We start from the raw sequence: 26562 nt of genomic DNA on the forward strand, positions 1-26562 counted from the left end.
TCGCCGCTAGGGGTTTTCAACGTGAAAGACATCGTGGTTTTCTCGGGTTCAGCGCACAAGGAGTTGGCCGAGGAAATTTGTGATCATCTGGATATAAATCTTTCTGACGCGAAAATCAGCAGGTTCAGCAACGACTGCCTGCAGGCGCAACTGATGGTTAACGTTCGGCAGCGCGATGTCTACCTAGTCCAGCCGTTGACTCCCCCAACTCAGGAGCACCTGATGGAGCTTCTGCTGATGATCGACGCGGCGAGGCGCGCATCGGCCTCCCAGATCACCGCGGTCATCCCGCACTATTCTTATGCCCGTTCGGACAAGAAGGACGCTTCCAGGATTTCCGTTGGCGGCAAGCTCGTGGCGGACCTGCTGGTCACCGCCGGCGTCTCCCGGGTGCTCACGATGCAGCTGCACGCACCTCAGGTGCAGGCTTTCTTCGACGTCCCCGTAGACCAGTTGACGGCGCTCGGGGTCCTCGCCGATTATTTTCTCCAAAGCGACTTAGAAAATTCGGTCGTGGTTTCGCCCGATTTGGGCAACGCAAAGAACGCGACCCAGTTCTCCCGCCTTCTCGGCCTGCAGGTCGCGGCCGGATCCAAGCGTCGCCTCGGTGACGACAAGGTGGTCATCGACAACATCGTTGGAGACGTCGAGGGCAAGCACGCCATCGTTCTGGACGACGAGATCGCAACCGGCGGTTCGATCATCGCGCTATGTCGCAGGTTGAAAGATTTCGGTGCGCTGGATGCCCGCGTCGCATGCACGCACGGATTGTTTAGCGGGAAAGCCGTGGCGAAAATGCGCGCGGAGAGCTTCATTAAAGAGGTCATCACCACCGACACCTTGCCAGCTCCCCTGCACTGGCCAGAGCTTCAGGTGCAGACGGTCGCCCCGCTGTTCGCCGAGGCCATCGAACGTATCCATAAGGGCCGCTCGGTTAGCAAGATGTTCAAGGACGTCGATCCGACGTTTGCCCCGCCGGAAGATCTTGAGGGTCTGTTCTAAAACTCTCAGTACCTAAGAATAAGGAGAGGAAACCCACAACGGGGTTTCCTCTCCTTAAACATTTAGACCGGCAGAGCTTAAATCTCTCTGACCGTGATTACTTGGCTCATGACGTGACGCTCCCCCGGCGCAAGCACCAGTGAGCCGCTCCTGGCGTTCGCCACTTCGACGCAAACCATTCCCGGCCAATCGTCGTCACCGAAGTCCGGCATCGCCTTCGACTTGTCGACCCACGGGTTCCAAACCACGACGTTGCTAGCGCCCACGCTCTCGATGCTGATCACGCGAGCCAACTCTTCGTCGACGATCCTGGGGTTCTTCACCGTGTCGAAACGAATATCCGTTTCGGCGTCGAAAGTTAAATCGCCCTCTAGCCTGTGAAACTTGCCGGTCAGGTTATCCGTGTAGGGCTCGCCGTCAAGGCCGTTGATCTTGATTTTTCTGACGTCGCCAACAGTGAAGTAGGTGTGCAGCCCCTCCTCGAAGTCGATCTTGTGCTCGCGGGCCGTCACAACCAACGACATCTGCAGCACGGAACCCATCGAAAGATGCAGCTCGACGGTTGCCTCTGGGTAGCGATTAACCCCCAACAGGGAATCGTCCTTGGCGTTCATCTGGAATACCAGGTGCGCCGCCCCACGATCGGTGACCTTCGCAGACATCAGACGCCACGGCGCTAGACGCCCAAACCCATGCCCAGGCTGCTCGGTACCTTTTCGGCCGGGACCAAACCAAGGGTAGACGATCGGCACGCCTCCTCGGATCGGTTTGTCGTCGGCGAAATCCGACTTCTCACTCATCCACAGCACAGGATCAGATGCGGACTTCGGCGTCCACTCAACCACGTGTGCGCCATGTTCAAGCACTAGCCCAGTGCACAATTGCGTATCAACTTTGATACCGCGCATAGGCTCTTCGACCAGGCTCAACCCGGCCGGCAAATCAACAAAATCCATAACCAGACGATAAACGCAATTGTGTTTACACGGAAGACCTTGGGCCAATTTTTACCTATTTGTTCTCAACGCCCGAATATCCTTCATTCTTTTTAGAAAATGTCACTGGCGTGTGGTTTGCTATTTTGGGTGAACACTAATGAGCGACGCATAACTTTTGTGTCGATGCACACGTCTCCGGTCGCTGAACCGGGCACCCCCGACGCTGGCGGAATGAACGTAGTCGAACTTAACTGGGCTCTTTCTTTAGCACAGCTGGGTTATGGCGTCGACCTGGTGACCAGACGCGACGGACCTTCGGCAGACTGCGTAGAGATCGCGGACAACGTGCGGCTTTTCAATCTTCCCGTCGGGCCTAAGCACCCGGTGGCGAAATCCGAGCAGGAACAATTCATCGATGAATTTTCCTCGGCGCTGAAAGATTGGCTAGCGGGCCCCGGCTCAAATACCGGGCTGATCCATTCTCAGCACTGGTTCTCCGGCATGGCGGCCCTGCCTGTCGCAAAAGAGGCCGGAATCGCGCACGTCCAGTCCTTCCACTCGGTCGCGGCCCCAGCAGACACGACGGATCCCGCCGCAGGCGAGAAGGCTGAATCGCCGGGCAGGATCAAAGGCGAACGAATGACGGCGAACGAGTCGGACCTGACCGTCACCGTCAGCGAAGCGGAGAAGCGGACGATCATCGAGCGCTACGGCGTTACGCCCGATTCGATCGCGGTTGTCCACCCCGGCGTCGACCTCGAGTTGTTCAGGCCGCTGAGCTGCCGGGAACGGCACTGGAACTGGTCGGGCTGCTACGCGCTATTCGCCGCCCGACTGGAACCCCTTAAAGGCGCGGACCTTGCCATCAAAGCCCTTGCCGAGATGACAGATAAGCCTCGGCTGGTAATTGCGGGTCAAGCGGCGAGCGAATTCGCAGACTACGAAGATCGACTGCAGGATCTAGCCATCGAAAAGGGCGTTGCGGACGAGGTAATTTTCCTCGGCACCCAGAAGCGCGAAGAGCTTGCCCGCATGATTCGCGGCGCGTGCGTGCTGCTCAACCCGAGCTATTCGGAAACGTTCGGGCTGATCAACCTCGAGGCTGCTGCGAGCGGGGTGCCAGTTATCGCGTCTCGCGCAGGCGGTCTGGAGGAATCCGTCGCGGACGGGCTCAGCGGAATCCTGCTAGACAATCGCAACCCGAAAAATTGGGCGCAGGCGATAAAGAAATTCACCGGCTCCGCGCGCACTAGAGCTCAATACGCCAAATCCGCTCGCAAGTTCGCCGAAAGACACAGTTGGGCGGACTCGGCGGAAAGACTCGCGGCGACCTACAACCAGATCAAGGCAAGGCGAAATAATGACTGACCTAATCGAGATCTTGAGCGAAGACCGTGGAAGGCTAAGCGGCAAACGACTTCTTTTCGTCCATGCCCATCCCGACGACGAAACTCTGCAGACCGGCACGCTCATCGCGACTTTGACCGAGAACAATGCGGTTGTCGATCTGATCACTTGCACCCGCGGTGAGCAGGGGGAGGTCGTCTCCGGCGTGCTGCCCGACAACATCACCGAAGAAGATCTCGTGCTGGCGAGAAAAACCGAATTGTCCGACGCCTGCGCCAAGCTAGGCATCCATCGCAGGTTTTTCCTCGGCGAGTACCCTGCCAGAACGCGCGGTAAGCAGCCCCGCGAATACAAGGACTCCGGAATGCGCTGGATCCGAGAGGGCATGGCAGGCCCCGACGAGAACACCGGCGCCGATTCCCTAACCAAATCCGACTTCGACGAGGCCGTCGCCGATCTCATGGCTGCGATCGAAGAGCTATCGCCCTGCGCGGTGATCAGCTACGACGCGGGAGGCAGCTACAACCACCCCGACCATGTCCGGACCCACGAGATCGCCAAGAAGGCATGCGCCGACCTTGACGTCACTTTCTACGAGATCGCGTCTGAGCCCGGGCAAGGAGGGTTCACCTACTTCGATTTTTCAGACAAGCTGCCGAAGCTGCGCGAAGCGCTCGGTTTCTACCGAACCCAGTTGACGGTCTGCGAAGATCACGTGCGTCACGTCGGCGGAAACACTGAGGAGTTTCACACCGAGATCGGCATCCGCTAGTCGAGGTTCTCCAGAAATACTTCCGCGTTCGCATCGCTCGGGGCAACCCAACCGTTCCTTGGCGAGAGGGATCCGCCGCCTAGCAGTGCGGGCCCGGAGGGGCTTGCTGTGCGCTTGAACTGCTGTGTGGTGAACCTGCGCAGGAATACCTTCAACCAGCGGTTGATTTCATCAGCCGAATATTCCACCTTCGAGCTTTCTGGGAAGCCGTCGGGCCACTGCCCCTTGCTGGCATCCGCCCAGGCGTGTTGCGCCAAGAACTGGATCTTGGTGGGTTCGTAGCCCAAGAGCATCCAATACAGGAAAAAGTCGTGCAGGTTGTATGGGCCGATGCTGCCTTCGGTCGACTGCGGCTTGGCGTCGCCAGCGGTCGGGATCAGTTCGGGCGTGATTTCGGTGTCTAGAATCGACTGGAGCACCCGGCTGACCTTAGCCCCGAACCTGTCGGTCTTTATCACCCAACGCACTAACTGCTGCATAAGAGTTTTCGGCAGCCCTGCGTTGATGTCGTAGTGGCTCATCTGGTCGCCGACCCCATAGGTGCACCAACCGAGCGCGAGCTCCGACAGATCGCCGGTGCCGAGCACGATTCCGCCCCGCTGATTGGCAATCCTGAACAGGTAATCCGTGCGCACGCCCGCCTGGACGTTCTCGAATGTGACGTCGTATTCGTCGAGCGGGTGACCGATGTTCTTGAGGATTAGTTCCGCTGTTGGGCGAATGTCGATCGTCTCGAAGGAGGCGCCCAGCGCCTCCGCGAGCCGCTGAGCGTTGGACTTGGTGTGTGACGTCGTCGCAAAACCGGGCAGCGTAAAAGTCAGGATTTCATCGCGGCCACGCTTGGCTCGGTCCATCGTTTCGGCTGCGACGAGCAACGCGTGAGTGGAGTCCAGGCCACCGGAAACCCCCAGGACTACTTTCGACCCGCCGATTGCCGAAAGCCTGGTCTCCAATGCGGACGCCTGGAGCTCGAAAATTTCCGCGTAGCTTTCGTCACCGGCGGGGAAGAATGGCTGCCTGGGCACGCTGCGCTGCAGGCCAAGATCCCCGCTGGGCGCGCCGAGCTCTATCTGTCTGCTGGCCATTTCTGCGCGTTCCCGGCCTGCAAAATCGTTGGCCCTGCGGGTAGCGACCAGCAAGTCCAGATCGACGTCTGCTGTTACGGCGTTTTCCTTTGCCCCAGATTTGACGGCCAGAACCTCGCCGTTCTCCGCGATCAGGCAGCCGCCCGACCAGGCGGATTCGCTGGTGGACTCGCCCAGCCCGGGAGCCGCGGAGACGATCGCGGAGCTTAGCCTGGCCGATTCCGCAGCGATCGCAGTGCGCCTGCGCGAAAAACTATCTGCCACGGCGGGCGCACCGCTTGGCCAAACCAGCACCGTAGCGCCGGAGAGCACTGCGCTAGCTGCGTCCGCGCCGACTCCGGGGGCGTCTAGACTGAAGCTGATCGTGAAGTCTGGCAGGTCTACTGCCTGAACGTTGAAGTTTGAGCCGACCGCGACTGCCTCGTCGAAAATTTCGGTGAACAGTTCCAGGCCCTCGCCGACGGAGAACCAGCGCTTTTCCTCCGCATTCAAGAATCTCTTGGGCACTACGCCAATCAAAGAGCCGCGGTGAACGACAAATGAGCAATTGTAGGTTTTAGCCCCGATCGCCATCGGCCCGCCAACCACTATGACGGGCAGCAGCTCGCGAGAGGCCTCGATGATCTGTTCTAAGGCATCGAGCACAGCCGAGAGCATAGAGTTCGAGGTAAAAAGATCCCCTAGCGACGTGCCGGTCAGGCAGAGCTGCGGGAATACCGCCAGCCCGACGCCCTCGTCGCTGGCTTTCTTGGAGACGGAAATTACTTGTTCGGCGTTCTTTTTAGGCTGCCCAAGATAGATGCGTGGGCTGTATGCGCCCACCCGGACAAAGCCTTGGCTATACAGATTGCGGTTCACACGTCTAACTCTAAAACCTTGTGCAATTCAGATTCCGCCTATCCCGTCGAAGCCTTATCGACGGGCTGATTTACCCCGTAATTTGTCGCTGCGCAGATTCGGCTATGTCTGTAAAGTTGGGAGTTAAGTAGCAAGCTTGGAGGAAAAAGTGTCGCAAGATCAAAATAGCAACCAAGATTTCAACCCTGCGGAAAATCAGGAAGCCCAACCAGAACAACTCGGCGACGCTCGATCCGAAGCGCCCGAAAAGGCTGCTAATCCAGTCCCGACGGAGGGCCCTTTCGGCGGCCAGGAGGCTGACGCCAGCCGCAGCGCCTCCAATCAAGCACCTATGCAGGCGGGGCCTCAAGGTTTTCCGAACTACGGTCAGTTCCAGAGGCCCGGACAACCCGTCCCTCCTCAGGGCCAGTTCCAGGGCCAGCCTCCCCGTCCTTTCCCCGGCCAGCAGTTCCCGCCCCAGCAGTTCCCTGGCCAGCCACACCCGCAGCAGTTCCAGGGACGTCCATTCCCCGGCCAGCCTCCTTTCCAGGGCCAGCCTCCCCGACCGTTCCCCAGTCAGCCGCAGGGCAACCAGTTCCCGCCCCAGCCAGGCCAGCCTTTCCCACCCCAGCAAGCTTTCCAAGGCCAGCAACAGGGTCAGCCGCAGGGCTTCCAGCAGGGCCAGCAATTCAACCAACAGCCCGTCCAACAGCGCGCAGATCGCCCGCAGGGCATTCAACCCCAGGCACAGCCTCAGGCGTTCCAGCCTCAACAGGGACGTCCCCAGCAGTTCGTCCCGAATAATCAGCAATTCGCTCAGCAGCCTCCGCAGAACTTCGGGCAGCCCCAGAGCAACCAGCAAAATCAGAGCAGCGCGTTCGACGATCTGAGCCGAACCGCATCCCAGGCCGGCCAAGAGATCAGCAAACTGATGGCCAAGGAAAGTCGTCGCTGGCCGATCCTCGGCGGTATCTCGGGCATTGTGCTGCTTTTAAGCACACTTTTCCCCTGGTCTAGCGCGAGAATTTTCGACTCCAGCTTCGGTTACAACGCTTTCAGCTATGGTTTCGCCGGCATCGGCGCGTTCTTAGTGAGCCTGATAGCAATCGCTGCTTTCGCCGTTAAGCTGGTCGTTCCGGAGTTCAAATACCGCAAGCAGCTGGCCTGGGTCGCTTTGGGCTCCGGCATGCTCGCCCTCGTGTTCACGATCATCGTTATGGTCAGCGTGCTCACCAATGATTACATCGGCCTATCCTTGAGTTTCGGCATTTTCTTGGCGCTGGTGGCATCTTTGGCCATCATCGCGTTCTCGATTCTCGACCAGTTTGGCTCTAAGGGAGTCGCGAACATCGTCGACAACATTCAAGAGACCGCCCAGAACCTAACCAACAACAACCAGCAGATTGGTTCCCAGCAGTTCCAGCCGAACTACCAGAACCAGCCCGCCCAGCAATTCTTCGTTCCCCCGGCTCAGCAAAGTGCAGCTCCCGAGCAGGATGCAAAACAGCAGACTGAGGCCCCGGCTCAAACCGACGATGAAAACGAAACCAAGGAGTAATTAGCGAATGGCATTCCCGATTGCAGAAGGTGCCGGGTTCTCCAGTCCGAAGGAAATCTCCGAAGCGCTGGCGAAGCCGAGCTTCGGAAAATATTTCAGCGACCACAGCGCCCTCGCCCGCTGGAGCCCCGAGAAGGGCTGGCACGATCGCGCACTGATCGGACGGGAGTCGCTGCAGCTGCATCCGGGAACTGCCGCCCTGCACTACGGGCAAGAGATTTTTGAGGGGCTAAAGGCCTTCCGGCACGCCGACGACAGCGTCTGGATTTTCCGTCCGGAAATGAACGCGGCACGGTTCGCCGCCTCGGCCCGTCGAATGGCCATGGCTCCCCTGCCCGAGCAGGACTTCCTGGATTCGGTTCTCGAGCTCGTCTCCGCGGACAAGGCTTGGGTGCCGAACGGGGATGGCGAACGCAGCCTGTATTTGCGTCCGTTCATGTTCGCTTCCGAAACACTCATCGGCGTTCGCGCGGCGGCGGAATACACCTACATGGTCATCGCCACTCCGGCATCACCCTTCTACCCGGAACCGCTGAAGCTCTGGGTCACCCCCGATTATTCCCGCACGGCCTCCGGAGGCACCGGAATGGCCAAGTGCGGCGGAAACTACGCGGCCTCCATGGCCGCGGAGGCGCAGGCGCACGAGAACGGCTGCGGACAGGTGCTGTGGCTCGATTCGGCCACCCGCACCAACATCGAGGAAGGTGGCACGATGAACTTCTTCGTCGTCACCAAGGACGACGAACTGGTTACCCCCGCCCTGGACGGCAATATTCTCGCTGGCGTAACCAGGGATTCCCTGCTGAAACTCGCCGAATTCCACGATCTCAAGCCTGTGGAGAGGGAGCTGGCGCTGGCGGAGGTCCGCGAGCAGATCTCGTCGGGCCAGATCACCGAGGCACTCGCCTGCGGAACAGCCGCAGTGATCAGCCCGGTCATCGGTCTGAAGGCGCCCGACTTCGAGGTGAGCGTCGGGGACGGCAAGCCAGGCGAAAAGACAATGGCGCTTCGCGAACACCTCACCGGCATACAGCTGGGCAAACGAGAAGACACCTTCGGCTGGCTCACCCCAGTCGCTTAACTAAAAGGTCAGTTCGGACGCGGGTTTGCGCTCGCGTCCGAACGAGCTGGCCATCTCACCTGGCGTACCAACCGCGCAGATGGTGACTGGGATCCACTCGTCGCCCAGCCCAAATTCGTTGGCCAGACCATCGCGGTCGAAAGTGGCGAATTGACGCAGCTTCGCGCCGATATCCTCAGCCTCTACACTCATGTGCGCCACGGCCCCGCCCAGATCGTAAAGGGCGAAGTCGAGCGCCGAATCCGGGGTTTTCTGGTAGCAATTGACGATCAACGCGCTGGCATCCAACGCCCAATCCGAGTAGCCGCGCACGTGTTTATCAATGCGTTCACGGGTTTCGTCGCGCAGGCCGACGATAAATTTCCACGGCTGCCGGTTCATCGCCGAGGGCGCCCACCTGGCAGCTTCGAGCATTAGGTCGATGTCCTCGCGGGCTATATCGTGGGTGGCGTCAAAATTGCGTGGGCTCCAACGCCCGCGCAACAAATCATTGATTTCGTGTATTGGTGTAGCCATTGACCAATTCTAAAAGCAGTAAGGCCCAAAAAAGCTGTAATTAGCAGGTTGGCATTTTTCCGAGACACTTTTCGTCGTTGATTTGTAGGTGCACTTAGCCTTTCTTGGTGACGAATTCGACTACGCAGCCGGCTCAGCATTGGAAGCGCAGCGCACAGCTTGGCCGAGTCATGTCCGCGTTCAGCATGGTCGCTGGTGGTGCCGTCGCGTTGGCAACGATGCTCTTCGGCATCGCACCAGGCATCTTCCCCTCCTGGATGACGCTCGCGTTCTGCGGTATCTTCACGCTGGCCGTAGCCTTCTTCATGCGCATAGATCCTGTGTTGCGAAAGTACTAGCCGAAGGCCGCGGGCAAGCATTTTCCTGGCAAGCGTTATAGCCTAGAGCGCGTGATTGAAATTTTGGCGCAAGCCCCACTATTAACGCTTTTTCTGGTTATAGCGTTGGGCACCCTGGTCGGAGCGATCCCATTCGGCCCGATTAAGTTCGGCCCAGCAGGTGCATTATTCGTAGGCCTGGCAATCGGCGCCCTTGACCCCTCGCTGGGCGAAGGGTTCGGCATCGTGCAATCCATCGGCCTGGCGCTCTTCGTCTACACCATCGGCCTGGCGGCGGGAGCATCATTCTTCCGCGACCTGCGCAAGCAGACCCCGCTGCTCATCGGCACGGTGGTTCTGCTTGCCATCTACGCCCTACTGATCGCGTTCTCAGGCAAACCGCTGGACATTTCGTCCAACCTGCTCGGCGGCATGTTCGCCGGTTCTTTGACGACGACTCCTGCCCTAGCAGCAGCGACTTCCGCGGCTGGCGGCTCCACCGAGCCTGCCGTCGGCTACGCAATCGCCTATCCTGTGGGCGTAATCGTCACGATGGTGATCATCACTTTCGTCACCAGCAAGCGCCTGCCTGGCGGCAAGGACCCCGACCCGGTTTCCGCGGCCGGCCTGCACTCGGAGACGGTTCATGTAGACCGCCCCATGCGCATCCTCGACGTGCCGGGCATCGCAGAGATCGTCGGCAGCGAAGAGGGTCAGGTAAGAATTAGCTACCTGAACCGCAGCGGACGAGTTCGCGTCGCAGATCCTGAAGAGAATCTTTTCCCGGGCGACGAAGTCCTTGTCGTCGGAACCCCGGAGTCCGTAGCGATCGCCGCGGACACACTCGGGCATGTTCTCGACCGAAACATCACTCACGACCGCTCCTCGGTGGATTTCCGCAGGTTCGTCGTGTCCAACCCCAAGATTGCTGGCAGAACCGTCGCCGAGCTGCACATTCCTTCGCGCTTCAACGGCTTAATCACCAGGATCCGACGCGGCGACACCGACATGCTCGCCACCGCCGAGTCCAGGCTCCAGACCGGCGACCGCGTGATGGTTGTAGTGCCCGGCGAAAACATGGAAGATATCGAGCACTTGTTCGGCAACTCCGAGCGAAAGATCACCGAGGTGGACTTCTGGTCCGTTGGCATCGGCATCGCCATCGGCGTGGCGATCGGTCTGGTCGCTATCCCGCTTGGTGGCGGAGCCGTACTCTCGCTTGGCAGCGCCGCAGGCCCGCTGGTTGTTGGTCTGATCCTCGGCAAACTGGACCGCACCGGCCCAATCATCTGGGCCATGCCAAACGCGGCCAACCTGACGATTCGCCAACTCGGTCTCGTCTTGTTCCTGGCAGCCGTCGGCCTATCCAGTGGCCAGGCATTCGCCTCCACCGCATTCAGCCCCACCGGCATCAAGATCGGTGTCCTTTCGGCCGTACTGCTGACCCCGATTCTTCTCATCTTCTGGTTCTTGGGCAACAAACTCGGCCTGTCGATGCCACGCGTCGCCGGCGCCATGGCAGGGTTCATCGGTCAGCCCGCGATCCTCAGCCACGTGCAGTCCGTTGTCGTTGACGAGCGCACCGAGTCCGGATACTCCGCGACGTTCGCCCTCGGAATCATCGTGAAGATCCTGCTTGTCCAAGTCGTGATGATGATTTAAACCATTCACTAATCAAAACGGCCACTTGGGATATACCCAGGTGGCCGTTTTAGTTCCCACAGTTTCCTGTGACGTGGTGGTTTACCTGTTAGCTTCGGATCGGGCTGCTGGTGGCTGGCACTGGCAGCTTATGGTCGGCCGGTGGTCTGGATTGGCTTGTCGAGCTCTTTCGCCCGTGTCTCCGCGACGAATACGTTGTATTCGTCTGGCTCCCGCCACGCCTCCAATGCTCGCCAACCCAACCCAGCTCCACCAGCCTCGCTTATTAAGTGGTCGCGACATTACTGCGGCAGATTTGGCTCGTAAACGAGCCTTTTTTGACGCAATAATTCGGATGACCACCTAAAGGCATGAGGTTGTGGGAGTTCGGGTCTTTGAAGGAACATAAAGGCGTGGCGAGAGCAACGGCATTCAAGCGCAATAGCGCTTGAATTAGGAGCGGAGACACGTTGCCAGTGATGCAAAGACCCGAATCCCACAACCGCCGAAACACAACCAGGCCTACCGCCAACCAAGAATGTCCAGACCAAGCACCAACCAAGAGCACCCAAGACAAGCCACCAGACGCGAACACCCAAACCGATCACGTCGTCGAAAAATAACGGGACCCAAAAAGCTCGTAGTCGAACCTTTTGGTTCCTTTTAATTTCCCACGCATTAGCGGGAACAGAAAAGTCCGTAGTCAAACCTTTTGGTGCCCGCTAACTAGAGAATTATTAGCGGGTGCAGAAAAGCTCAAGTACGGACTTTTTGGTTCCCACTGTTTCTGGTCACGTGATGGTTTTCTAGCCATTCGAGGGCGACTGAGCAGTCACCAGGTTCGTCGTCGCTAAATTATCTGGGCTCAAAAAGCTCGACGCACGTTGACATCACCACTCAACCGTCTTATTGTATTAATCACCTAATACAGCGACACAGGGATTGGAGGTTGCATGGAATTCGATACAAAGTCACCGATTTGGCTGCAGCTGGTCGAAGAATTCTCGCGACGTATCTGCGTCGGAGAATGGCAGACCGGGGCGCGCCTTCCAGGCGTCAGAGACCTAGCAGCCGACTTAAAAGTGAATCCGAACACCGTGCAGCGGGCACTCGCAGAGCTCGACAGACAGGGGATCACCTATTCCGAACGAACTTCCGGCAGGTTCGTCACGGAAAACAAAGATACGATCTCCGCTCTGCGTACGCAGCAGGCATTTGCCAGCGCCGATTCGTATATCTCGGCATGCATCGGTCTCGGCATCGACACCGAAACAGCTAAACAACTCATCGCGGACCGCTGGGACGAGATCCTGAGCGGCGTTTCCGAGGGGACGAAATGACACAGAATTTTGAACCGCCTGCAGGCAAGGCGAATGCAATCTCGATCAGAAACCTATCGAAGAAGTATCAGAACGCTCAGGCTCTAGACGACCTAAATCTCGACCTCTATTACGGTCAGGTCGTCGGACTACTCGGCGAGAACGGCTGCGGCAAAACCACGCTGCTGAAGATCCTGGGCGGTGTCCTGGCCGACTACGCCGGAGACGTCCAAATCGCAGGCCACAAGCCCGGCCCCGAATCGAAAGCTTTGGTTTCCTTCCTTCCAGACAAGGATTATCTGCCTACGGACCGCTCGATCTCTTACCTGGCCGATTACTTCTCCGACGTCTACGCGGACTTCAATTCCCGCAAGGCCCTGGAATTGGTTCAGTACTTTGGCCTCGACAAGAACATGAAACTAAAGCAGATGTCCAAGGGCATGCGAGAGAAGGCGCAGATCGCGATGGCGATGGGCCGCGAGGCACGCGTCCACTTGCTCGACGAACCGATCTCTGGCGTCGACCCGGCCGCCCGCCAGGTGATTTTGGAGGGAATCCTCCGCTCGATCACACCCGACAGCCTGGTGGTCATCTCAACGCATTTGATCCACGACCTTGAGCCGGTACTCGACTCCATCGTCATGATGCGCCACGGCCGCGTACTGCTTTCGGGTGGCGTCGACGATCTGCGCTACGAACACGGAAAATCTATCGACGAACTATTCAGGGAGGTCTACTCATGGAACAGGTAACTAAACCAGTGATGGTAGACATGGCAACGCTGATCAAATACGAGATAAAGCGGACCGGCAAGGGCCTGCTGGCCACGGCTTTTTTGCCGTTTATCAGCCTGCTGGCTTTTACCGGCATATCGCTAATTCGGGTTGACGCCCTGAGGATTATCGGACTGACGATCGGTGTCATATCGGCGATCGCCATCGCCGGCGCAACATTTGTCTACCTCGTTTTCGACTACTGGCGCTCGGGTTACGGCGCCACCGCTTATCTGACGCACTCCATGCCCGTGTCAGGCGGCAAAATCTTCTGGGCCAAACTGATCTGGAGTTCGCTGGCGTATTTGCTGACCCTAGCACTAACATTTGGCGGCGCGTTGATCATAGCGGCCGGGGTCTGCCATAACATGGGTATCCCGTTCGAGACGATGTGGAACACCATCTTCCACGCCCCAGATGGAATACCCAACTTGATGGTCGCTATGGCAATCATCTATCTGATCATTTCGGCGGTCTACGGCCTGGTCTTCTTCTATTTCTCAATTTCGATCGGTTTTGAATCGAGACTGCAGCGATTCGGCAAGGGCGGCCCGGTTCTGGTTGGCATTGTGCTGTACATCATCGCGCAGGTCATTGGCCTAGCCAGCCTGCTTTTGCCGATCGGCATACAGACGAATGATGACTATAAGATTCTCAGGTACACCGCCTTCAATATCCCTGACGGGGTTTCTTACATGCCGATCGGGATGTACTTAGTTCCTGCGCTGATGCTGGTTGCCCTAACCTGGCGCACCTGGCGCTCTTGGCAGTCGAAGATTTCGATGTAGGTTAACGAAAATAAGCCCCGGAAGAACCGGGGCTTATTTTCGTTATTTAAGAGTTTCTTTGACGTCCCCGCGTCGGCACGGAGACACGGTTTTCGGTCAGCCTCATACATGTCTTCCAGACTTCGCCAGACAGCTCGAGGTTATAACTTTCTGGCGAGCTGACCCTGGCTTTTCTGCGGTAGATGTATTCACCTGCCAGGCTCTCAGCCTCGTCGCTAACCGCCACCCACGCCAGGTCGTCACCGGCCTGTTGCGGGGAAAGCGCGGTGCCCAGCTTCTCCATGACGGGCGACGCAGCCCAATATGCCCCGCGGAGCACCCTCGGATAGTTTCGGTAGATCTTGGTGCTAGCGACGATGCCTGGGTCGACGGCGTAGCCCGAAAAAGTGGTTCGCCGATTGATTTCGTACGCCAGTTGCACACAGTAGAGCTTGGAGGTGGCATAGCGCATGGATGGGCTGTGCATCCAGCGGAAAAGAAGACGCGAGTCGCAAGGATCCGACGCGAATAATTGAGACGGCGGCAATATCGACGGCCCGCTCGCCCCTAGCCATCCGCTACGTATGCGATGTGCCTGCGAAGCCAGAGTGATGACACGAGCGTCGCGTGGCAGCATCCACTCGAGTTCACGGAAGAGCATGAACTGGCCTAAGACGTTTACTGCAAGCGTCTCTTCCACTCGATCTGCGCTGCGAGAGAACCTACCACTCGGATATGTGCCGGCGTTGAGCACGAGCGCGCGCACGTCGCCAATAGGAAGGTTACGGATCTGCTCCGCAGCTTCGGCTACCGAACGCAGCCTGGAAAAATCGCAATGCGCAAAGTGGACGCAAGCGCTGGGGATTCCGGAAAGTGCCGTTTGAAGTCTGCGCTTTCCCGCATCGTCGCGATACGTCGCGATGATGTCGTAGCCGGCTGCGGCCAAGGATACGGCGGTGTGCAGACCAACCCCAGAAGTTGCTCCACTGATAATTACCGTCGACACGCCTCCTAGTCTTACAGGCTATTTCGTCAGGAATTAGCGCTTTGACGCTCGAGGAGACGTGTTCGCTAAATATCAAGACCTAGGTATTAACAAAAACAAATTTTTCTAACCGTCTGGGGTGAACCTGTCGGGTTTTGTACCCTAAATAGCCGTTTTTTGCTGTTTAGGGGGGGGATGCCTGCACACGCCCCAAACCAATCTGGTAGATTCTTAATCGTTGATTCCGCTGGTTCCCCCGACTGGCGATGCGCAACAAACCGGTGCCTGTGGTTCCAGGGGGTGGGTACGCAGGCACCGGCTAAAACTTCTCTTTCATTTTAAATCCGCTGTCACGTAAAAAGCGGAGCTGTCCAAGGAATAAGCACGACGAGAGCGACGTTGCTCAAACAACCACCTAATTCTTCAAGGAGACTCGAAATGGCAACCGTAGAACTGACCGGCGACAATCTCGAACAAAAGCTTTCTGAGAAGGACATTTCTCTGATCGACTTCTGGGCTCCCTGGTGCGGCCCGTGCCGCCAGTTCGGCCCGATCTACGAAGAAGTCAGCGAAAACCACGACGACATTCTTTTCGGCAAGGTGAACACCGAGGAGGAGCAAGAGCTGGCAGCCGTCGCCGGCATCACCTCCATCCCGACACTGATGATCTTTCGCGAGCAGATTCCCGTCTTTAGCCACTCGGGCGCCATTCCGGCGGCGGCACTAGAAGACCTGATCAAGCAGGTCCGCGCGCTCGACATGGACGACGTGCGCAAACAAGCAGCAGAGGCCGCCCAGCAGTCGGGGCACGCTGCGCAGACCGCAACTCAGAAGGACTAACAAAAGGTCATGAAATGTTGCCCGGACGGGCCAAAACTGCGGGCAGCTCACCTCCAAATAGGCCTGTTTGGTCGCTCAAAGTGTGGCTAAACGGCCAATACCGACTAAGATTCATGAACAACTCATAATTTTGGAGGTGGCAGCGATGGCTTGGTTACGTGGAGTTGAGCGAAAGCTCGAGAATGCGGTCAACACCATTTTTTCTCGAACCGTCCGCGGAGACGTCGAGCCAATCGAGATAGCGACCCGGCTTCGTAAGGAACTGGACGCCGAGGCTAAGTTACTCAGCCGCGACAGGCGTCTGGTGCCTAACGACTTCACCGTTTACCTGTCCTCGCACGACTACGACGAGCTGGCGCCGATGGCACGGGCCATCAACGATGAGATCGTCCCCGAGCTGCGCAGGCACGCTGGCGAGAATTCCTACGTATTCAACGGCCCGATCAAAATCGAGTACGAATGCGACGACAAACTCTCCGTCGGGCAGTTCAATGTAAAGTCCCAATCCGTTGCGACGGTCGCCGAGAGCGACGGCCCAGCTTCCGAAACTTCTTTGCACAGGGCCCCGCTGGTTCTAGAGGTTAACGGCGTCCGTCACCCGTTGACGCCTCCGGGATTCACCATCGGACGCGGCTCAGAAGCCGATCTGCGCATCAACGACCCCGGCATTTCTCGACTGCACGCACGCATCAGCTGCGAGGACGACCCGCAGGGCATGAAGATCACAATCCAAGACCTGAACTCCACCAACGGTGTGATCGTCAACGGCGAGCGCGTCACCAGCACCGAGCTTGGCGACGGTTCCCGCATCGAAATCGGCAAAACACGGATGCTGGTGCACTCCCCCGTAGGAGCGTGACGATGAGCACACTCGCTTTAGTAGCGCTAAAAATAGGCTTTTTGGCGCTCATTTGGATCTTCATTTTCTATCTTGCCCAGGTGATTCGGGGCGACATGTTCGGACGTAAAGTCTCCGCAGAGGAGCTTGCCTCCGAATCCGCAGCAGCCGAACGCACCAGTAAGCGTCAGGAGCGTCGTAAGCTCCGTAAGGAGCGCAAGGACGCGAAGGCGGCTGCAAAGAATCGGGCGACCCGCATCGTCGTCACCGATGGCCCGAACGCGGGCATCTGGGCGCCGCTGCCGATGACGGGTGCGGTGCTTCTTGGTCGCTCTAATAACGCCACGATCGACATCATGGACGACTACGCGTCCAGCCGTCACGCCCGGGTCTACGACCACGATGGCGTGTGGGTGATTGAGGATCTCAAGTCCACCAACGGCACGTACGTCAACGGCCAGCAGATCGTCGCGCCGACGATTATTTCCCCGGAGGACAGCATTCGTATCGGGCGCACGCATCTAGCTTTGGAGGTTTGATTCCTTCGATGACTTTCAGCCTTGACTTCGTCGCCCACTCCGAGATCGGTCTGGTTCGCGACAACAACCAGGATTCGGCCTTCTGTTCGCCTTCGATGTTGGTGGTTGCCGACGGAATGGGCGGTGCCGCAGCGGGCGATCTTGCCTCCACTGTTGCGATCAACCAGTTGCGTGAGGTCGATCAGCAGCTCGTTCAGAACGCTGCTGCAGGCGAGCAGCTACACGGCGAAGACATCCTTGAGGCGATGCGCGACGGCCTGAAGCAAGCCAACGAAAACCTAGCCGAGCTCGTGCTGCAAGACCGCCAACTCGAGGGCATGGGAACCACCGTGTGCGGCGGTTTCTTCGACGGCGAATCCATCGGCATCGCGCACATCGGGGATTCGCGCGGATATCTGCTGCGCGATGGCGTCCTGGTTCAGATCACCCACGACCACTCTTGGGTGCAGTCGCTGGTTGACGAGGGCAAAATCTCCGAGGAGGACGCGGCGGTTCACCCGCATCGTTCCCTGTTGTTGAAGGTTCTGAACGGGCAGCCGACTCATGAACCAGACTTCAAGGTGATCGACCTCAAGCTCGGCGACCGCCTGCTGTTCTGCTCCGACGGCCTGTCGGGCATGATGGACGCCAAAGAGTTGGACAGCCTGATCCGCATCAAGAGCCTTCCCCGTGCGGTGCGAGAGCTCACCTCTGCGGCTTATCGAGGCGGCGGTGCGGACAACATCACGCTGGTTGTCGCCGATGTCGTCGAGCAGTCCGACGATCTTGACAAGCGTTCGCCCATCACTTTGGGGGCGGCGGCTTCCGTCCAGGTCCCCAAAATCGAGTTGCGCGAACCGACTGGCACGCTGCCCGCGATTCCTCTTCCCCCTCCTCCCGATTTGGAGGGCGTGCCTGCGGACGTCGACGTCCCCGAGGGCATAATCGATCCGGATGCGTTCGAGAAGATCCGTTACACGCCGAGGTTGCGCACCCAGAAACGTCAATGGCTGCCTTGGACGATCATCACTATCGTCGTCCTCGCACTCCTTGCCGGTTGCGTCTTTTGGATCGGCAAGGACTACGTGAAGAAGAACTACTTCATCTCCGCCACGGACTCCGGCAAGATCGGCATGTACAACGGCGTGGACATCCAATTCCTGGGGCATGATTTCAGCGACTTGATCAAAACCAGCAAGGAAGAGGTCAAGTATCTGCCCAGCTACCAGCGCAAACAGGTGGAAGACGGCGACCTGCGCGGCTACAACCTCGAGGACGCATCCGCTCAGCTAGATGAGCTGAGCGAGCTGGCCAAGAACTGCCGAGTGAAGCTGGACGGCCGCGAGCCCGCGCCCGTTACCACGCCCGCTCCCGACGCGTCCGCCACGCCTAGTTCGTCCGCCAGCCCCTCCCCTGCTCCCGAGCTGCCGGAGGAATGCAAGTGAGTGAAACGGTTGTTTATCGCAAGCGCCGAAACGTCGAATTATTCGGCGTTATTCTTGCCGCGCTATTCGGCATCGGCGGTTTACTGCTAACGCATTGGAACCGCGACGGAGGGGTCTCGACCGAGGTCCTGTTGATCTGCGGGGGCTGGCTGGCGCTTTGCCTCGTGGCCCACATTCTGGTGCGCGTATTCATTTCTTTCGCAGACCCTGTGATCTTGCCCGCTGTATTGGCTCTAAACGGTCTTGGGTTGGCTATGATCCATCGGCTAGATATGAGCCTGGCGACTTCCGGGGCCACCACGCAACTCATCTGGACGCTGCTCGGAATAGCCATTTTCGGGCTAATTTTGGGCTTCATGCGCGATTATCGCGTGCTTGACGGTATCCCGTACGTCCTGTTCCTAATCGGCATGGTGATGCTGTTATTGCCGCTGATCCCCGGCTTGGGCAGCGAAAAATTCGGTTCACGAATCTGGATTCAGGTGGGCAGCTACTCATTCCAGCCTGCGGAGGTCGCGAAGATCCTGCTGGCGATTTCGTTCGCTTCTTACCTAGTTGAGCACCGCGATTTGTTGACGATGGCGGGCCCGAAGATCGGCAAGCTTCAGCTGCCGAGGCTGCGCGATCTGCTGCCGATCCTGATCATGTGGGCAACCGCGCTGGTGGTGCTCGTCTTCGAAAACGACCTCGGCACCTCGCTGCTGTTCTTCGGCCTGTTCATCATGATGCTTTACGTAGCCACCAGCCAGGTCCGCTGGTTAGTTATCTCCGGTGGTCTGTTCGTTGCGGCGGCCGTCGTCGTTTCGCAATTGAGTCACGTCCAGACCCGAATCTCGAGTTGGCTGGACCCGTTCAGCGACTTCGACGTCAACTATCAGGTGATTCAGGCCCAATACGGCATGGCCTGGGGAGGCCTGTTCGGACGAGGCTGGGGCCTGGGACGTCCTCAGATGATCCCGGTTGCCAGCAGCGACTTCATCTCCGCAGCAATCGGCGAAGAACTCGGCATTGTTGGTTTGATCGCGTTGATCATCTTGTACGGGCTGTTGATTAGCCGTGGGCTCAAAACCGCACTAGCCATGCCAGACGACTTCGGCAAGCTGCTAGCTGCCGGCTTCAGTTTCGTCTTCGGGCTGCAGACTTTCGCGATCATCGGTGGCGTCACCAGACTTCTGCCGTTGACGGGTCTGACTACGCCATTCGTCTCGCAAGGCGGCAGCTCGTTGGTCTGCAACTGGGCCATCATCGCTATCATCATGGTGATCAGCCACGAGGCCCGTCGCCCTCGGACCACCGAGAAGGCCCCCATCGTCGCGGACTTCGCTGACGACCGCACCCAAATCATAGACGTGAACGAGAAGTGAGCGAGGGGAGGATTTCGTGAATAAATCTTTGCGCGTGCTAGCGATTGCACTAGCGGTGATGTTCTTTTTGCTGCTGGCCAACGTGACGGCCGGATACATGCTGCGCTCCGATGCCCTGAAATCCGATTTGCGTAACTCGAGAGTCCGCGACGAGCAGTTCGGCTCCCACCGAGGCGACATTTTGGCCGGCAACGCACCCATCGCCGGAAACAACTACACTGGAGTCCGCCCGTTCCTAAACGAACGCACCTACGCCAATGGCGAGCTGTATGCCCCGGTGACCGGCTACTTCTCCTACAACTATGGGGCCGCAGGCCTGGAGAGCAGCCATAACGATCTGCTCATCGGCGAATCCGACCAGCAGTTCGTTGGTCGAGTGATCGACACTCTCTCCGGACGTACCCAGCAGGGCGGTAACGTCGTCACCACTATCGACCCGGCAGCCCAGCAGGCAGCCTGGGATGCGCTTGCAGGCCAAGAAGGCGCGATCGTCGCTATGGACTACACCACCGGCGAGATCAAGGCGATGGTTTCGACACCCAGCTACAATCCTGCCAGGCTCTCTAGCACGGACCTCGACGCCGCAGCCAGCGCGTGGGACGAGCTGAACGCCGACCCCAACCAGCCGATGAAGAATAGGGCCTCGAAGGAAATCTACCCTCCGGGCTCAACCTTCAAGCTCGTCGTGAGCGCGGCTGCGCTGGCGAATGGCTACACTCCCGATCAAATGATCGACACCCCTGCCCGGCTGCAGCTGCCGCAGACCAACCACGAGCTGCCGAACGCCAGCAACTGCGGCGACGGCCAGCAGACCTTAGATTTTGCGCTCTCAATGAGCTGCAATACTTCCTTCGCGAATATTGGAATGGCTCTCGGCGAGGAGAAGATCGCCGAGCAGGCGAAGAAGTTCGGTTTCGGCACCGCCCTAGGCAAAGATTTCGAATCTACGCCTAGCGTCTACCCGTCCGGCATGAGCCAGGCCTCGCTTGCCATGAGCGCTATCGGCCAGTACGACGTGCGCGCAACCCCGCTGCAGATGACAGTCGTAGCCGGGGCTATCGCCAATGACGGAAAGGTCATGCAGCCCTACCTGGTGGCGGAAGAGCGCGATTCGAACCAGAAGCTGCTCAGCAAGACCAAGCCGACCGAGTTTGGGCGCGCGATGAGCGCCGAAAACGCTAAAACGCTGCAGAAGATGATGCAGCACGTCGTCTCAAACGGTTTGGGTAAGCCAGCCCAGATGGAAGGCACGGTCGCCGGCGGCAAGACCGGCACGGCCGAGAACGAGCCGGGGCACCTTTCGTCCTGGTACAGCGGATACATGGAGCAAAATCACATCGCTATCTCCGTATTTGTTCGCAACGCCAGAGGCGGGGAATCCATCCCAATGGCCAAGCAGGTGCTGGAGGCAATGCGATGATTTTTTACTCACCCAATAACTTAGATATGTATGCAGATTTGAGCCCGCTGCGGCAAGGAGGCAAACGATGACTGGTAGGACTCTCTCTGGCCGTTACAAGCTAGTCGAGATCATCGGTCGTGGCGGCATGGCCGAGGTCTGGCGAGCCCGCGACGAGCGTCTCAATCGCGACGTAGCTATCAAACAGCTGCGGGTGAACCTGGCGACAGATTCCAACTTCCAGGCGCGGTTCAACCGCGAAGCGCAGTCGGCTGCCGGCCTGAACCACCCGAACATCGTCGGCGTCTACGACACTGGCACCGAGCGCGACGAGCACGGCATCATGGTGCCCTACATCGTCATGGAGCTGGTGCAGGGCCGAACTCTGCGCGAGATTCTGCGCTCCGGACAGCGCATTCCGGATGCCACGGCTTTCCAGTACACCACCGGCGTCCTCGACGCCCTGGCCTATTCACACAAGGCGGGCATCGTCCACCGCGACATCAAGCCGGCGAACGTCATGTTGACGACGGCTGGCCAGATCAAGGTGATGGACTTCGGAATTGCCCGTGCCGTTTCCGACACCTCCGCAACCATGACGCAAACGGCAGCGATAATCGGCACCGCGCAGTACCTCTCCCCGGAGCAGGCGCGCGGCGAAACCGTGGACGCGCGTTCGGATCTCTACTCCACCGGCTGCCTGCTCTACGAGCTGCTAACCGGCAAGCCGCCGTTCCAGGGCGACTCCCCTGTGTCCGTTGCTTACCAGCACGTCAGGGAGGCCGTCACACCCCCGAGCCAGCTCAATCCGAACGTCACCCCGCAGATGGACGCGGTGGTGTTGAAGGCGTTGGCGAAGGACCCCGAGCAGCGTTATCAGAGCGCCGAGGAGATGCGCGCTGATTGCGCCCGGTTGTTGAGCGGCGAGCAGGTTACTGCAGTCATCCCGCCGGCCGTCGTCACGCCCGCCGGCGACGACATGGCCACCCAGGTCTTCACTCCGAACGACACCGTTTCCGAGACTGCGATCCAAACCGGCCCGGCACGCGCGCTGGATCCGACCACGCAGGATGCGATTGAGGAATACGAGGAACCGAAGAAGAAACGTAGCTGGCTGACGTTCGTTTTGGTCGGTCTGCTGCTAGTTTTGCTGGGCATCGTCGGCTTCTTCTTCCTTCAGATGAACGGAAGCGACGACAAGAAAGACGTGGTTTCGGTTCCTAGCGTCTTGACCTCTATGGAGGAAGCCGCGAAGAACACGCTTACCGAGGCCAATCTCGTGCCAAAGGTGAAGTACTCCGATGGCGACGCGGAGACGAAGGGCCAGGTCATAGCCCAGGATCCGGTTGGCGGAACAGAGGTGAGAATCGGTTCAACCGTCACCATCACCGTCAACTCCGGTCCGAAGACTCTGGCCGTCCCGGATGGACTCATCGGCATGAGCGAGACGGAAGCCCGCGCCGCACTGGCTGAAGCAGGCTTCACTAACGTCATCAAGCAAGACGCCCCTGCCAATAAGGAGGGCCCAGACACGGCCGAGGACACCGTCGTCGACGTGCAGCCCGCGTCCGGCAAGAAGATACAGTCCGACACTCAGATCACCATCTATGTTGCGACCGGAAAATCCACGCTACCCCGCGTCATCGGAATGACGGCTGACGAGGCGAAGGCGGAGCTGGCCAAGTCCGGCTTCACCAACGTAGAGGTTTGGGAGACCGAGACGAGCGTTGAGGCCGACAACGGCAAGGTGACGCTGCAGAACCCGACAGGCAACACCACGCAGCTGCGATCCACCTCCATCACGCTGACCGTTGCCCGCTACAAGGCGCCGGCTCCGGCCGCTACAACGACGGCACCGGGCGGCGAACGCACCAACGCTGCTGATCCGGGCAGGAACCCAGAGGGCGAAAACTAATTTTGCGCGTGGTCCCCGAACGCGGGGGCCACGTAATCGCTGATTCGCTGCTGCGAATAGCCGAGCTGGTAGGCCTGGGCGTATTGTCGATAAATCTGCGTGCCTTCGTCGGCTTCCAGGCCTCGTTCTAAGGCGTCTTGGTTTCCGATAGCCACGATCTCGTAGGGCGGGGCGTATGGCGTTCCGTGCAGCACTACGGTGTTGCCGACGCACTTGATAGCTGTGGTCGTGATCACCCTTTCGCCTTGCAGCGTCATGGCCTCGGCACCGGCTCGCCAGAGCGCATTCACCACCACCTGAATGTCTTGTTGGTGCACCACCAGCATGTCCGGATCTACGTTGTCGGGCTTGACCTCTAACGGCGCGTCGGTGAGCGTCACCTTCACGGCTGGCCCGTGTAGAGCCGTCTGCCCCGCAGCCATCTCGACGGCGCGTAGATCGTCCGTGGAAGCCTTTTGGCCCGACTGGGCGGTCAGCGCGTCTACTTCCTCGCGCAGCTCGGCTAGCTGCGCGGAAAGCTGCTTGTTGTCTTGCTCGCGTTCCCTGGCTATCTGCGTGAGGTCGCTAGTGCGTTCCGGACGCAGCTCACCTCCGCGCACGCTCACCGCGGCTAGGGTGAACATTAATCCGGCCAGACCGCAAACGGTTGCCGTGATGATGGGACGCGAGTATTTCACGTCTCCAGAGTATCTGGTGAGTTGTAGAACCTGTGCAAGGCGCTGTTGCTTTCACAGCTAGAGACGGCATAATTAACCGGGTGAGTGACAATCTGGAAGAAAACGAAAAGAAGTTCGACCACGCCGACCAGGCAGAACGCGCCAAGCGTCGCGCCTCGCGTTTCGGCAACCCCGCGAAGGCCGCTAAGGCACGCGACAAGCAGCTGGTTACTCTCAAGGAAGAGTACATGGTCGAGCGTAAACACCCTACCCACCGCGACTGGGTGCCTTACGTCTTCGTTCCGATGGGCCTCCTCGGTGTGCTTTGGCTCGTCGTTTTCTACATTGCTGGCAGCAAGATCGGTTTCATGTCCGCCATGGGCAACTGGAATTTCGCTGTCGGTCTTGGCCTGATCGCCGCCGCGTTCGGCGTCTCCACGATGTGGAAGTAGCCGGAAGCTAAATCAGCTTTTTAGAGCCGTCCTTGTGACGGCTCTTTGTTGTGCCCAGATTCACTCAACACGTTAAGGCCCTTTAACGCCGTCTGCCATAGCCGGAAATTTTCGCAACTTAACGGTTTTTAATATTCTATTTGGCTTATAGCCGCTATATTTTCTAGCAGTCTGTTGCGCTGGCTGCACAGACGAAAAGTTCGAGATTTCGCACGTCGCGAGAAACTGTATCTACAAACCGGGAGCGACATGCTTGCAGTAGACAACCCCGAGACTGGTTCCGCGGGTGGGGCCGGTGACGGAGATTTCGCGGTCGTCACGCGCAACCTGACGAAGGTTTATCAGGTGGGTGACGAACATCTCGTCGCACTCAACCGGGTTAGCGTGTCTTTTAGACGCGGAGGATTCGTCGCCGTCGTCGGCACTTCTGGTTCCGGAAAATCCACTTTGCTGAACATGCTCGGCGGGCTGGAGAAACCAACCGCCGGTGAGGTCTGGGTGGCGGGACGTCCACTGCACAGGTTCAACGAAACGGACCTGGTGACTTTTCGTCGCGAAAACGTCGGTTTCGTGTTTCAATCGTTCAACCTGATCGGTTCCATGACGGCAGTGGAGAACGTCGCCTGGCCGCTCGCCTTCCAGGGCGTCAGCAAGGCCGAACGCGAGGCGCGCGCGAAGGCCGCGCTCTCCAGGATGGGGCTGGCCCAGCACATGGTGCACAAGCCTAACCAGATGTCGGGCGGCCAGCAGCAACGCGTCGGCATCGCACGAGCGCTGGTGGTCAACCCGAAGATCGTGTTTGCTGACGAGCCGACGGGAAACCTCGACTCCAAGACCGCCGAATCCACCCTGCTGCTTTTCCGCGAGCTTTGCAGGCGCTACCACCAGACCTGGGTGATGGTCACTCACGACGCCCACCTAGCCTCATTCGCCGACGCAATCGTGCGCATTTCAGATGGGCATGTGACTGGCATCGAACACACTGGGCACGGGGGCAACGACGTCGTCGTAGGAAAAATCGTTGCCGCAGAAACGACCACCGGGATGCCTGCCACCACCCAGACAATTCAAAACACGACGGAGAAAAATGAAAACAATATTTAGGTTTTTTGCCGCTGGAATTTTCGTGTTGTCGTTGAGCCTCGGGGCCTCGATACCGAGCTCTGCTGCCGCAGGCGACGCATCTAACGAACCGTCGCGTAAACCGGCCAAAGCCGTGTTGTTAAATGACGAGGAAAAGGCCGAGGACGAGGTCGACCAGCCTGCAGCGCAGAGCGACTTCACGCCTAGGCTGCTCATCTCGGCATTTTCGACGGACCCCGCAGAAGTCAACGCCGGCCAGAATTTCAAGCTCACACTCACTCTCTCCAACACCTCAAACCACATCGCTGTCGGTAACGTGAAGGTTTCGGTAACCTCCGCTGACTCCAGTCTGCTGCCCGTTAGCGGGGCCTCCTCGGTTTATATCCCCATCATCTACGCCGGCGGCCAGCAGTCCACGACTATGGATTTCCGAGCGCTGCCGAATCTTGAGGAGCAGCCGTATCAGCTGAGCGTGCACGCCGAATACGAGGACGTAAACAATTTCCAGTCCTACAGCTCGGACGAGACGATCGCCGTCGTTGTGCATCAGCCGATTCGCGCCGAACTTGGCCAGATCCAGGTGCTGCCTGAAACGATCGAAGTCGGTCAGCAGGCGAGCATTAGCTTCGCGCTGCAGAACCAGGGCAAGGCGACGCTCTACAACGCGAAGGTCAACGTCAAAGAGAACCCGCAGGTGGAGGCAGCCGAAACCTATATCGGCAATGTCGCGGCCGGCACGTCTGCCAGCGCGGATCTTCTGGTCAGAGGCATAGGTGCGGGCGAGGCTCCCGTCACATTGCAGATCAGCTACGAGGATTCGACGGGCGCCCAGAAGACGCTCGATCGAGAGATTCAGCTTTCCGTGACGGAGCCGGTGGAAGAGGCGCCGGAAGACACGGCTGCCGAGCAGAAAAGTATTGGGTTTGTCTGGGTAGTTCCGCTGCTATTCTTAGCTCTGATTGTCGGGGCCATCGTGTTGATCATAGTGATGCGTAACCGTCGCAAGAAGAAAAATGAGGAAGCGTTGAGGCAGCAGTACGAGCAGGACGAGACCATTCTTCTGCCTCCGCCTAACGCCGCCGACCGGGCTGGCGACGATCTTCCTGGTAATTAG

General features: G+C 58.7%; 25 protein-coding genes. 20 read left to right on the forward strand and 5 right to left on the reverse strand.

The window, feature by feature from the left end; genetic code table 11:
* Nucleotides 1–21 precede the first annotated feature (21 nt).
* Complete coding sequence (locus HMPREF1255_RS04930) at nt 22–1002, forward strand: ribose-phosphate pyrophosphokinase (protein WP_024111048.1); 981 nt, start codon at nt 22–24, stop codon at nt 1000–1002.
* Nucleotides 1003–1079: 77 nt separating this feature from the next.
* On the opposite strand, the gene HMPREF1255_RS04935 is transcribed toward HMPREF1255_RS04930, so the two are convergent.
* The gene (locus tag HMPREF1255_RS04935) at nt 1080–1958 is read right to left on the reverse strand and encodes a D-hexose-6-phosphate mutarotase (protein ID WP_016455321.1); all 879 of its coding nucleotides are present in this window, start codon (nt 1956–1958) and stop codon (nt 1080–1082) included.
* A 129-nt stretch (nt 1959–2087) separates the two neighbouring features.
* Between HMPREF1255_RS04935 and HMPREF1255_RS04940 the strand changes: the two genes are divergently transcribed.
* Nucleotides 2088–3308: a glycosyltransferase gene (locus HMPREF1255_RS04940; RefSeq protein WP_036917178.1), complete on the forward strand. Its 1221-nt coding sequence runs from the start codon at nt 2088–2090 to the stop codon at nt 3306–3308.
* Nucleotides 3301–4059 carry a PIG-L family deacetylase gene (locus HMPREF1255_RS04945; RefSeq protein WP_024111197.1) on the forward strand — a complete coding sequence of 253 codons (759 nt, stop codon included), beginning with the start codon at nt 3301–3303 and terminating at the stop codon, nt 4057–4059. The genes HMPREF1255_RS04940 and HMPREF1255_RS04945 overlap by 8 nt, the downstream gene beginning before the upstream one ends.
* Here HMPREF1255_RS04945 and HMPREF1255_RS04950 read toward each other — a convergent pair.
* Complete coding sequence (locus HMPREF1255_RS04950; protein ID WP_024111121.1) at nt 4056–6002, reverse strand: NAD(+) synthase; 1947 nt, start codon at nt 6000–6002, stop codon at nt 4056–4058. The genes HMPREF1255_RS04945 and HMPREF1255_RS04950 overlap by 4 nt on opposite strands.
* Before the next feature lie 148 nt (nt 6003–6150).
* On the opposite strand from HMPREF1255_RS04950, the gene HMPREF1255_RS09815 reads away from it, so the two are divergent.
* Nucleotides 6151–7539, forward strand: a complete 1389-nt coding sequence (locus HMPREF1255_RS09815) for a hypothetical protein (RefSeq protein WP_155948483.1) — start codon at nt 6151–6153, stop codon at nt 7537–7539.
* Between the two features lie 7 nt (nt 7540–7546).
* Nucleotides 7547–8620, forward strand: coding sequence for a branched-chain amino acid aminotransferase (locus HMPREF1255_RS04965; RefSeq protein ID WP_024111280.1), 1074 nt, complete (start codon nt 7547–7549; stop codon nt 8618–8620).
* On the opposite strand, the gene HMPREF1255_RS04970 is transcribed toward HMPREF1255_RS04965, so the two are convergent.
* Nucleotides 8621–9136, reverse strand: coding sequence for a nitroreductase family protein (locus HMPREF1255_RS04970; RefSeq protein WP_024111200.1), 516 nt, complete (start codon nt 9134–9136; stop codon nt 8621–8623). It abuts the gene before it with no gap.
* Between the two features lie 107 nt (nt 9137–9243).
* Here HMPREF1255_RS04970 and HMPREF1255_RS04975 point away from each other — a divergent pair, with 107 nt between their 5' ends.
* The 5 genes from HMPREF1255_RS04975 (at nt 9244) to HMPREF1255_RS04995 (ending at nt 13974) form a co-directional block, all read left to right on the forward strand.
* Complete coding sequence (locus HMPREF1255_RS04975) at nt 9244–9474, forward strand: hypothetical protein (RefSeq protein ID WP_036917180.1); 231 nt, start codon at nt 9244–9246, stop codon at nt 9472–9474.
* A gap of 51 nt (nt 9475–9525) precedes the next feature.
* Nucleotides 9526–11115: an aspartate:alanine exchanger family transporter gene (locus HMPREF1255_RS04980; protein ID WP_024111108.1), complete on the forward strand. Its 1590-nt coding sequence runs from the start codon at nt 9526–9528 to the stop codon at nt 11113–11115.
* 932 nt (nt 11116–12047) lie between these two features.
* Entirely contained in the window at nt 12048–12434 is a 387-nt protein-coding gene (locus HMPREF1255_RS04985) for a GntR family transcriptional regulator (RefSeq protein WP_016455312.1), read from the forward strand.
* Entirely contained in the window at nt 12431–13165 is a 735-nt protein-coding gene (locus tag HMPREF1255_RS04990; RefSeq protein WP_024111166.1) for an ABC transporter ATP-binding protein, read from the forward strand. The genes HMPREF1255_RS04985 and HMPREF1255_RS04990 overlap by 4 nt, the downstream gene beginning before the upstream one ends.
* The gene (locus HMPREF1255_RS04995) at nt 13153–13974 is read left to right on the forward strand and encodes a hypothetical protein (RefSeq protein WP_024111040.1); all 822 of its coding nucleotides are present in this window, start codon (nt 13153–13155) and stop codon (nt 13972–13974) included. The genes HMPREF1255_RS04990 and HMPREF1255_RS04995 overlap by 13 nt, the downstream gene beginning before the upstream one ends.
* A gap of 46 nt (nt 13975–14020) precedes the next feature.
* On the opposite strand, the gene HMPREF1255_RS05000 is transcribed toward HMPREF1255_RS04995, so the two are convergent.
* A complete protein-coding gene (locus HMPREF1255_RS05000; protein WP_024111142.1) occupies nt 14021–14959 on the reverse strand; it encodes an SDR family NAD(P)-dependent oxidoreductase in 939 nt (312 codons plus the stop codon).
* Between the two features lie 417 nt (nt 14960–15376).
* Here HMPREF1255_RS05000 and trxA point away from each other — a divergent pair, with 417 nt between their 5' ends.
* The 7 genes from trxA to pknB all read left to right on the forward strand — a co-directional run bounded on the left by trxA (nt 15377) and on the right by pknB (nt 23257).
* On the forward strand, nt 15377–15778 hold the full coding sequence (trxA, locus tag HMPREF1255_RS05005) for a thioredoxin (RefSeq protein ID WP_016455308.1): 402 nt from the start codon (nt 15377–15379) through the stop codon (nt 15776–15778).
* Between the two features lie 145 nt (nt 15779–15923).
* Nucleotides 15924–16637, forward strand: coding sequence for a DUF3662 and FHA domain-containing protein (locus HMPREF1255_RS05010; RefSeq protein ID WP_016455307.1), 714 nt, complete (start codon nt 15924–15926; stop codon nt 16635–16637).
* A 2-nt stretch (nt 16638–16639) separates the two neighbouring features.
* Nucleotides 16640–17155 (forward strand): FHA domain-containing protein, encoded by a 516-nt coding sequence (locus HMPREF1255_RS05015; RefSeq protein ID WP_016455306.1) that lies wholly within the window; start codon nt 16640–16642, stop codon nt 17153–17155.
* An 8-nt stretch (nt 17156–17163) separates the two neighbouring features.
* Nucleotides 17164–18579, forward strand: a complete 1416-nt coding sequence (locus HMPREF1255_RS05020; RefSeq protein ID WP_024111129.1) for a PP2C family serine/threonine-protein phosphatase — start codon at nt 17164–17166, stop codon at nt 18577–18579.
* A complete protein-coding gene (locus tag HMPREF1255_RS05025) occupies nt 18570–19943 on the forward strand; it encodes an FtsW/RodA/SpoVE family cell cycle protein (RefSeq protein ID WP_036917184.1) in 1374 nt (457 codons plus the stop codon). Before HMPREF1255_RS05020 ends, HMPREF1255_RS05025 begins: the two co-directional genes overlap by 10 nt.
* A 16-nt stretch (nt 19944–19959) precedes the next feature.
* Nucleotides 19960–21363, forward strand: coding sequence for a penicillin-binding protein 2 (locus HMPREF1255_RS05030; protein ID WP_024111102.1), 1404 nt, complete (start codon nt 19960–19962; stop codon nt 21361–21363).
* A gap of 67 nt (nt 21364–21430) precedes the next feature.
* Nucleotides 21431–23257: a Stk1 family PASTA domain-containing Ser/Thr kinase gene (gene pknB, locus HMPREF1255_RS05035; protein WP_016455302.1), complete on the forward strand. Its 1827-nt coding sequence runs from the start codon at nt 21431–21433 to the stop codon at nt 23255–23257.
* Here pknB and HMPREF1255_RS05040 read toward each other — a convergent pair.
* Complete coding sequence (locus tag HMPREF1255_RS05040) at nt 23254–23934, reverse strand: DUF881 domain-containing protein (RefSeq protein WP_024111023.1); 681 nt, start codon at nt 23932–23934, stop codon at nt 23254–23256. The two genes, pknB and HMPREF1255_RS05040, sit on opposite strands and share 4 nt — an antisense overlap.
* Nucleotides 23935–24014: 80 nt before the next feature.
* Here HMPREF1255_RS05040 and HMPREF1255_RS10120 point away from each other — a divergent pair, with 80 nt between their 5' ends.
* The 3 genes from HMPREF1255_RS10120 (at nt 24015) to HMPREF1255_RS05055 (ending at nt 26562) form a co-directional block, all read left to right on the forward strand.
* Nucleotides 24015–24365, forward strand: coding sequence for a cell division protein CrgA (locus HMPREF1255_RS10120; protein WP_255325104.1), 351 nt, complete (start codon nt 24015–24017; stop codon nt 24363–24365).
* Between the two features lie 249 nt (nt 24366–24614).
* A complete protein-coding gene (locus HMPREF1255_RS05050) occupies nt 24615–25469 on the forward strand; it encodes an ABC transporter ATP-binding protein (protein ID WP_081717345.1) in 855 nt (284 codons plus the stop codon).
* Entirely contained in the window at nt 25453–26562 is a 1110-nt protein-coding gene (locus HMPREF1255_RS05055) for a COG1361 S-layer family protein (protein WP_024111178.1), read from the forward strand. Before HMPREF1255_RS05050 ends, HMPREF1255_RS05055 begins: the two co-directional genes overlap by 17 nt.

Origin of the sequence: Propionimicrobium sp. BV2F7 (genome assembly GCF_000510445.1) — a bacterium.
Taxonomy (GTDB): Bacteria; Actinomycetota; Actinomycetes; order Propionibacteriales; family Propionibacteriaceae; genus Propionimicrobium; species Propionimicrobium lymphophilum.

What these genes read in the sequence shown, in the direction of transcription:
- HMPREF1255_RS04935 (WP_016455321.1), bottom strand. Translation starts at nt 1,958, where the DNA reads ATGGATTTTGTTGATTTGCCGGCCGGGTTGAGCCTGGTCGAAGAGCCT.
- HMPREF1255_RS04945 (WP_024111197.1), top strand. Translation starts at nt 3,301, where the DNA reads ATGACTGACCTAATCGAGATCTTGAGCGAAGACCGTGGAAGGCTAAGC.
- HMPREF1255_RS04965 (WP_024111280.1), top strand. Translation starts at nt 7,547, where the DNA reads ATGGCATTCCCGATTGCAGAAGGTGCCGGGTTCTCCAGTCCGAAGGAA.
- HMPREF1255_RS04970 (WP_024111200.1), bottom strand. Translation starts at nt 9,136, where the DNA reads ATGGCTACACCAATACACGAAATCAATGATTTGTTGCGCGGGCGTTGG.
- HMPREF1255_RS04985 (WP_016455312.1), top strand. Translation starts at nt 12,048, where the DNA reads ATGGAATTCGATACAAAGTCACCGATTTGGCTGCAGCTGGTCGAAGAA.
- HMPREF1255_RS04990 (WP_024111166.1), top strand. Translation starts at nt 12,431, where the DNA reads ATGACACAGAATTTTGAACCGCCTGCAGGCAAGGCGAATGCAATCTCG.
- HMPREF1255_RS04995 (WP_024111040.1), top strand. Translation starts at nt 13,153, where the DNA reads ATGGAACAGGTAACTAAACCAGTGATGGTAGACATGGCAACGCTGATC.
- trxA (WP_016455308.1), top strand. Translation starts at nt 15,377, where the DNA reads ATGGCAACCGTAGAACTGACCGGCGACAATCTCGAACAAAAGCTTTCT.
- HMPREF1255_RS05010 (WP_016455307.1), top strand. Translation starts at nt 15,924, where the DNA reads ATGGCTTGGTTACGTGGAGTTGAGCGAAAGCTCGAGAATGCGGTCAAC.
- HMPREF1255_RS05015 (WP_016455306.1), top strand. Translation starts at nt 16,640, where the DNA reads ATGAGCACACTCGCTTTAGTAGCGCTAAAAATAGGCTTTTTGGCGCTC.
- HMPREF1255_RS05020 (WP_024111129.1), top strand. Translation starts at nt 17,164, where the DNA reads ATGACTTTCAGCCTTGACTTCGTCGCCCACTCCGAGATCGGTCTGGTT.
- HMPREF1255_RS05025 (WP_036917184.1), top strand. Translation starts at nt 18,570, where the DNA reads ATGCAAGTGAGTGAAACGGTTGTTTATCGCAAGCGCCGAAACGTCGAA.
- pknB (WP_016455302.1), top strand. Translation starts at nt 21,431, where the DNA reads ATGACTGGTAGGACTCTCTCTGGCCGTTACAAGCTAGTCGAGATCATC.
- HMPREF1255_RS05050 (WP_081717345.1), top strand. Translation starts at nt 24,615, where the DNA reads ATGCTTGCAGTAGACAACCCCGAGACTGGTTCCGCGGGTGGGGCCGGT.
- HMPREF1255_RS05055 (WP_024111178.1), top strand. Translation starts at nt 25,453, where the DNA reads ATGAAAACAATATTTAGGTTTTTTGCCGCTGGAATTTTCGTGTTGTCG.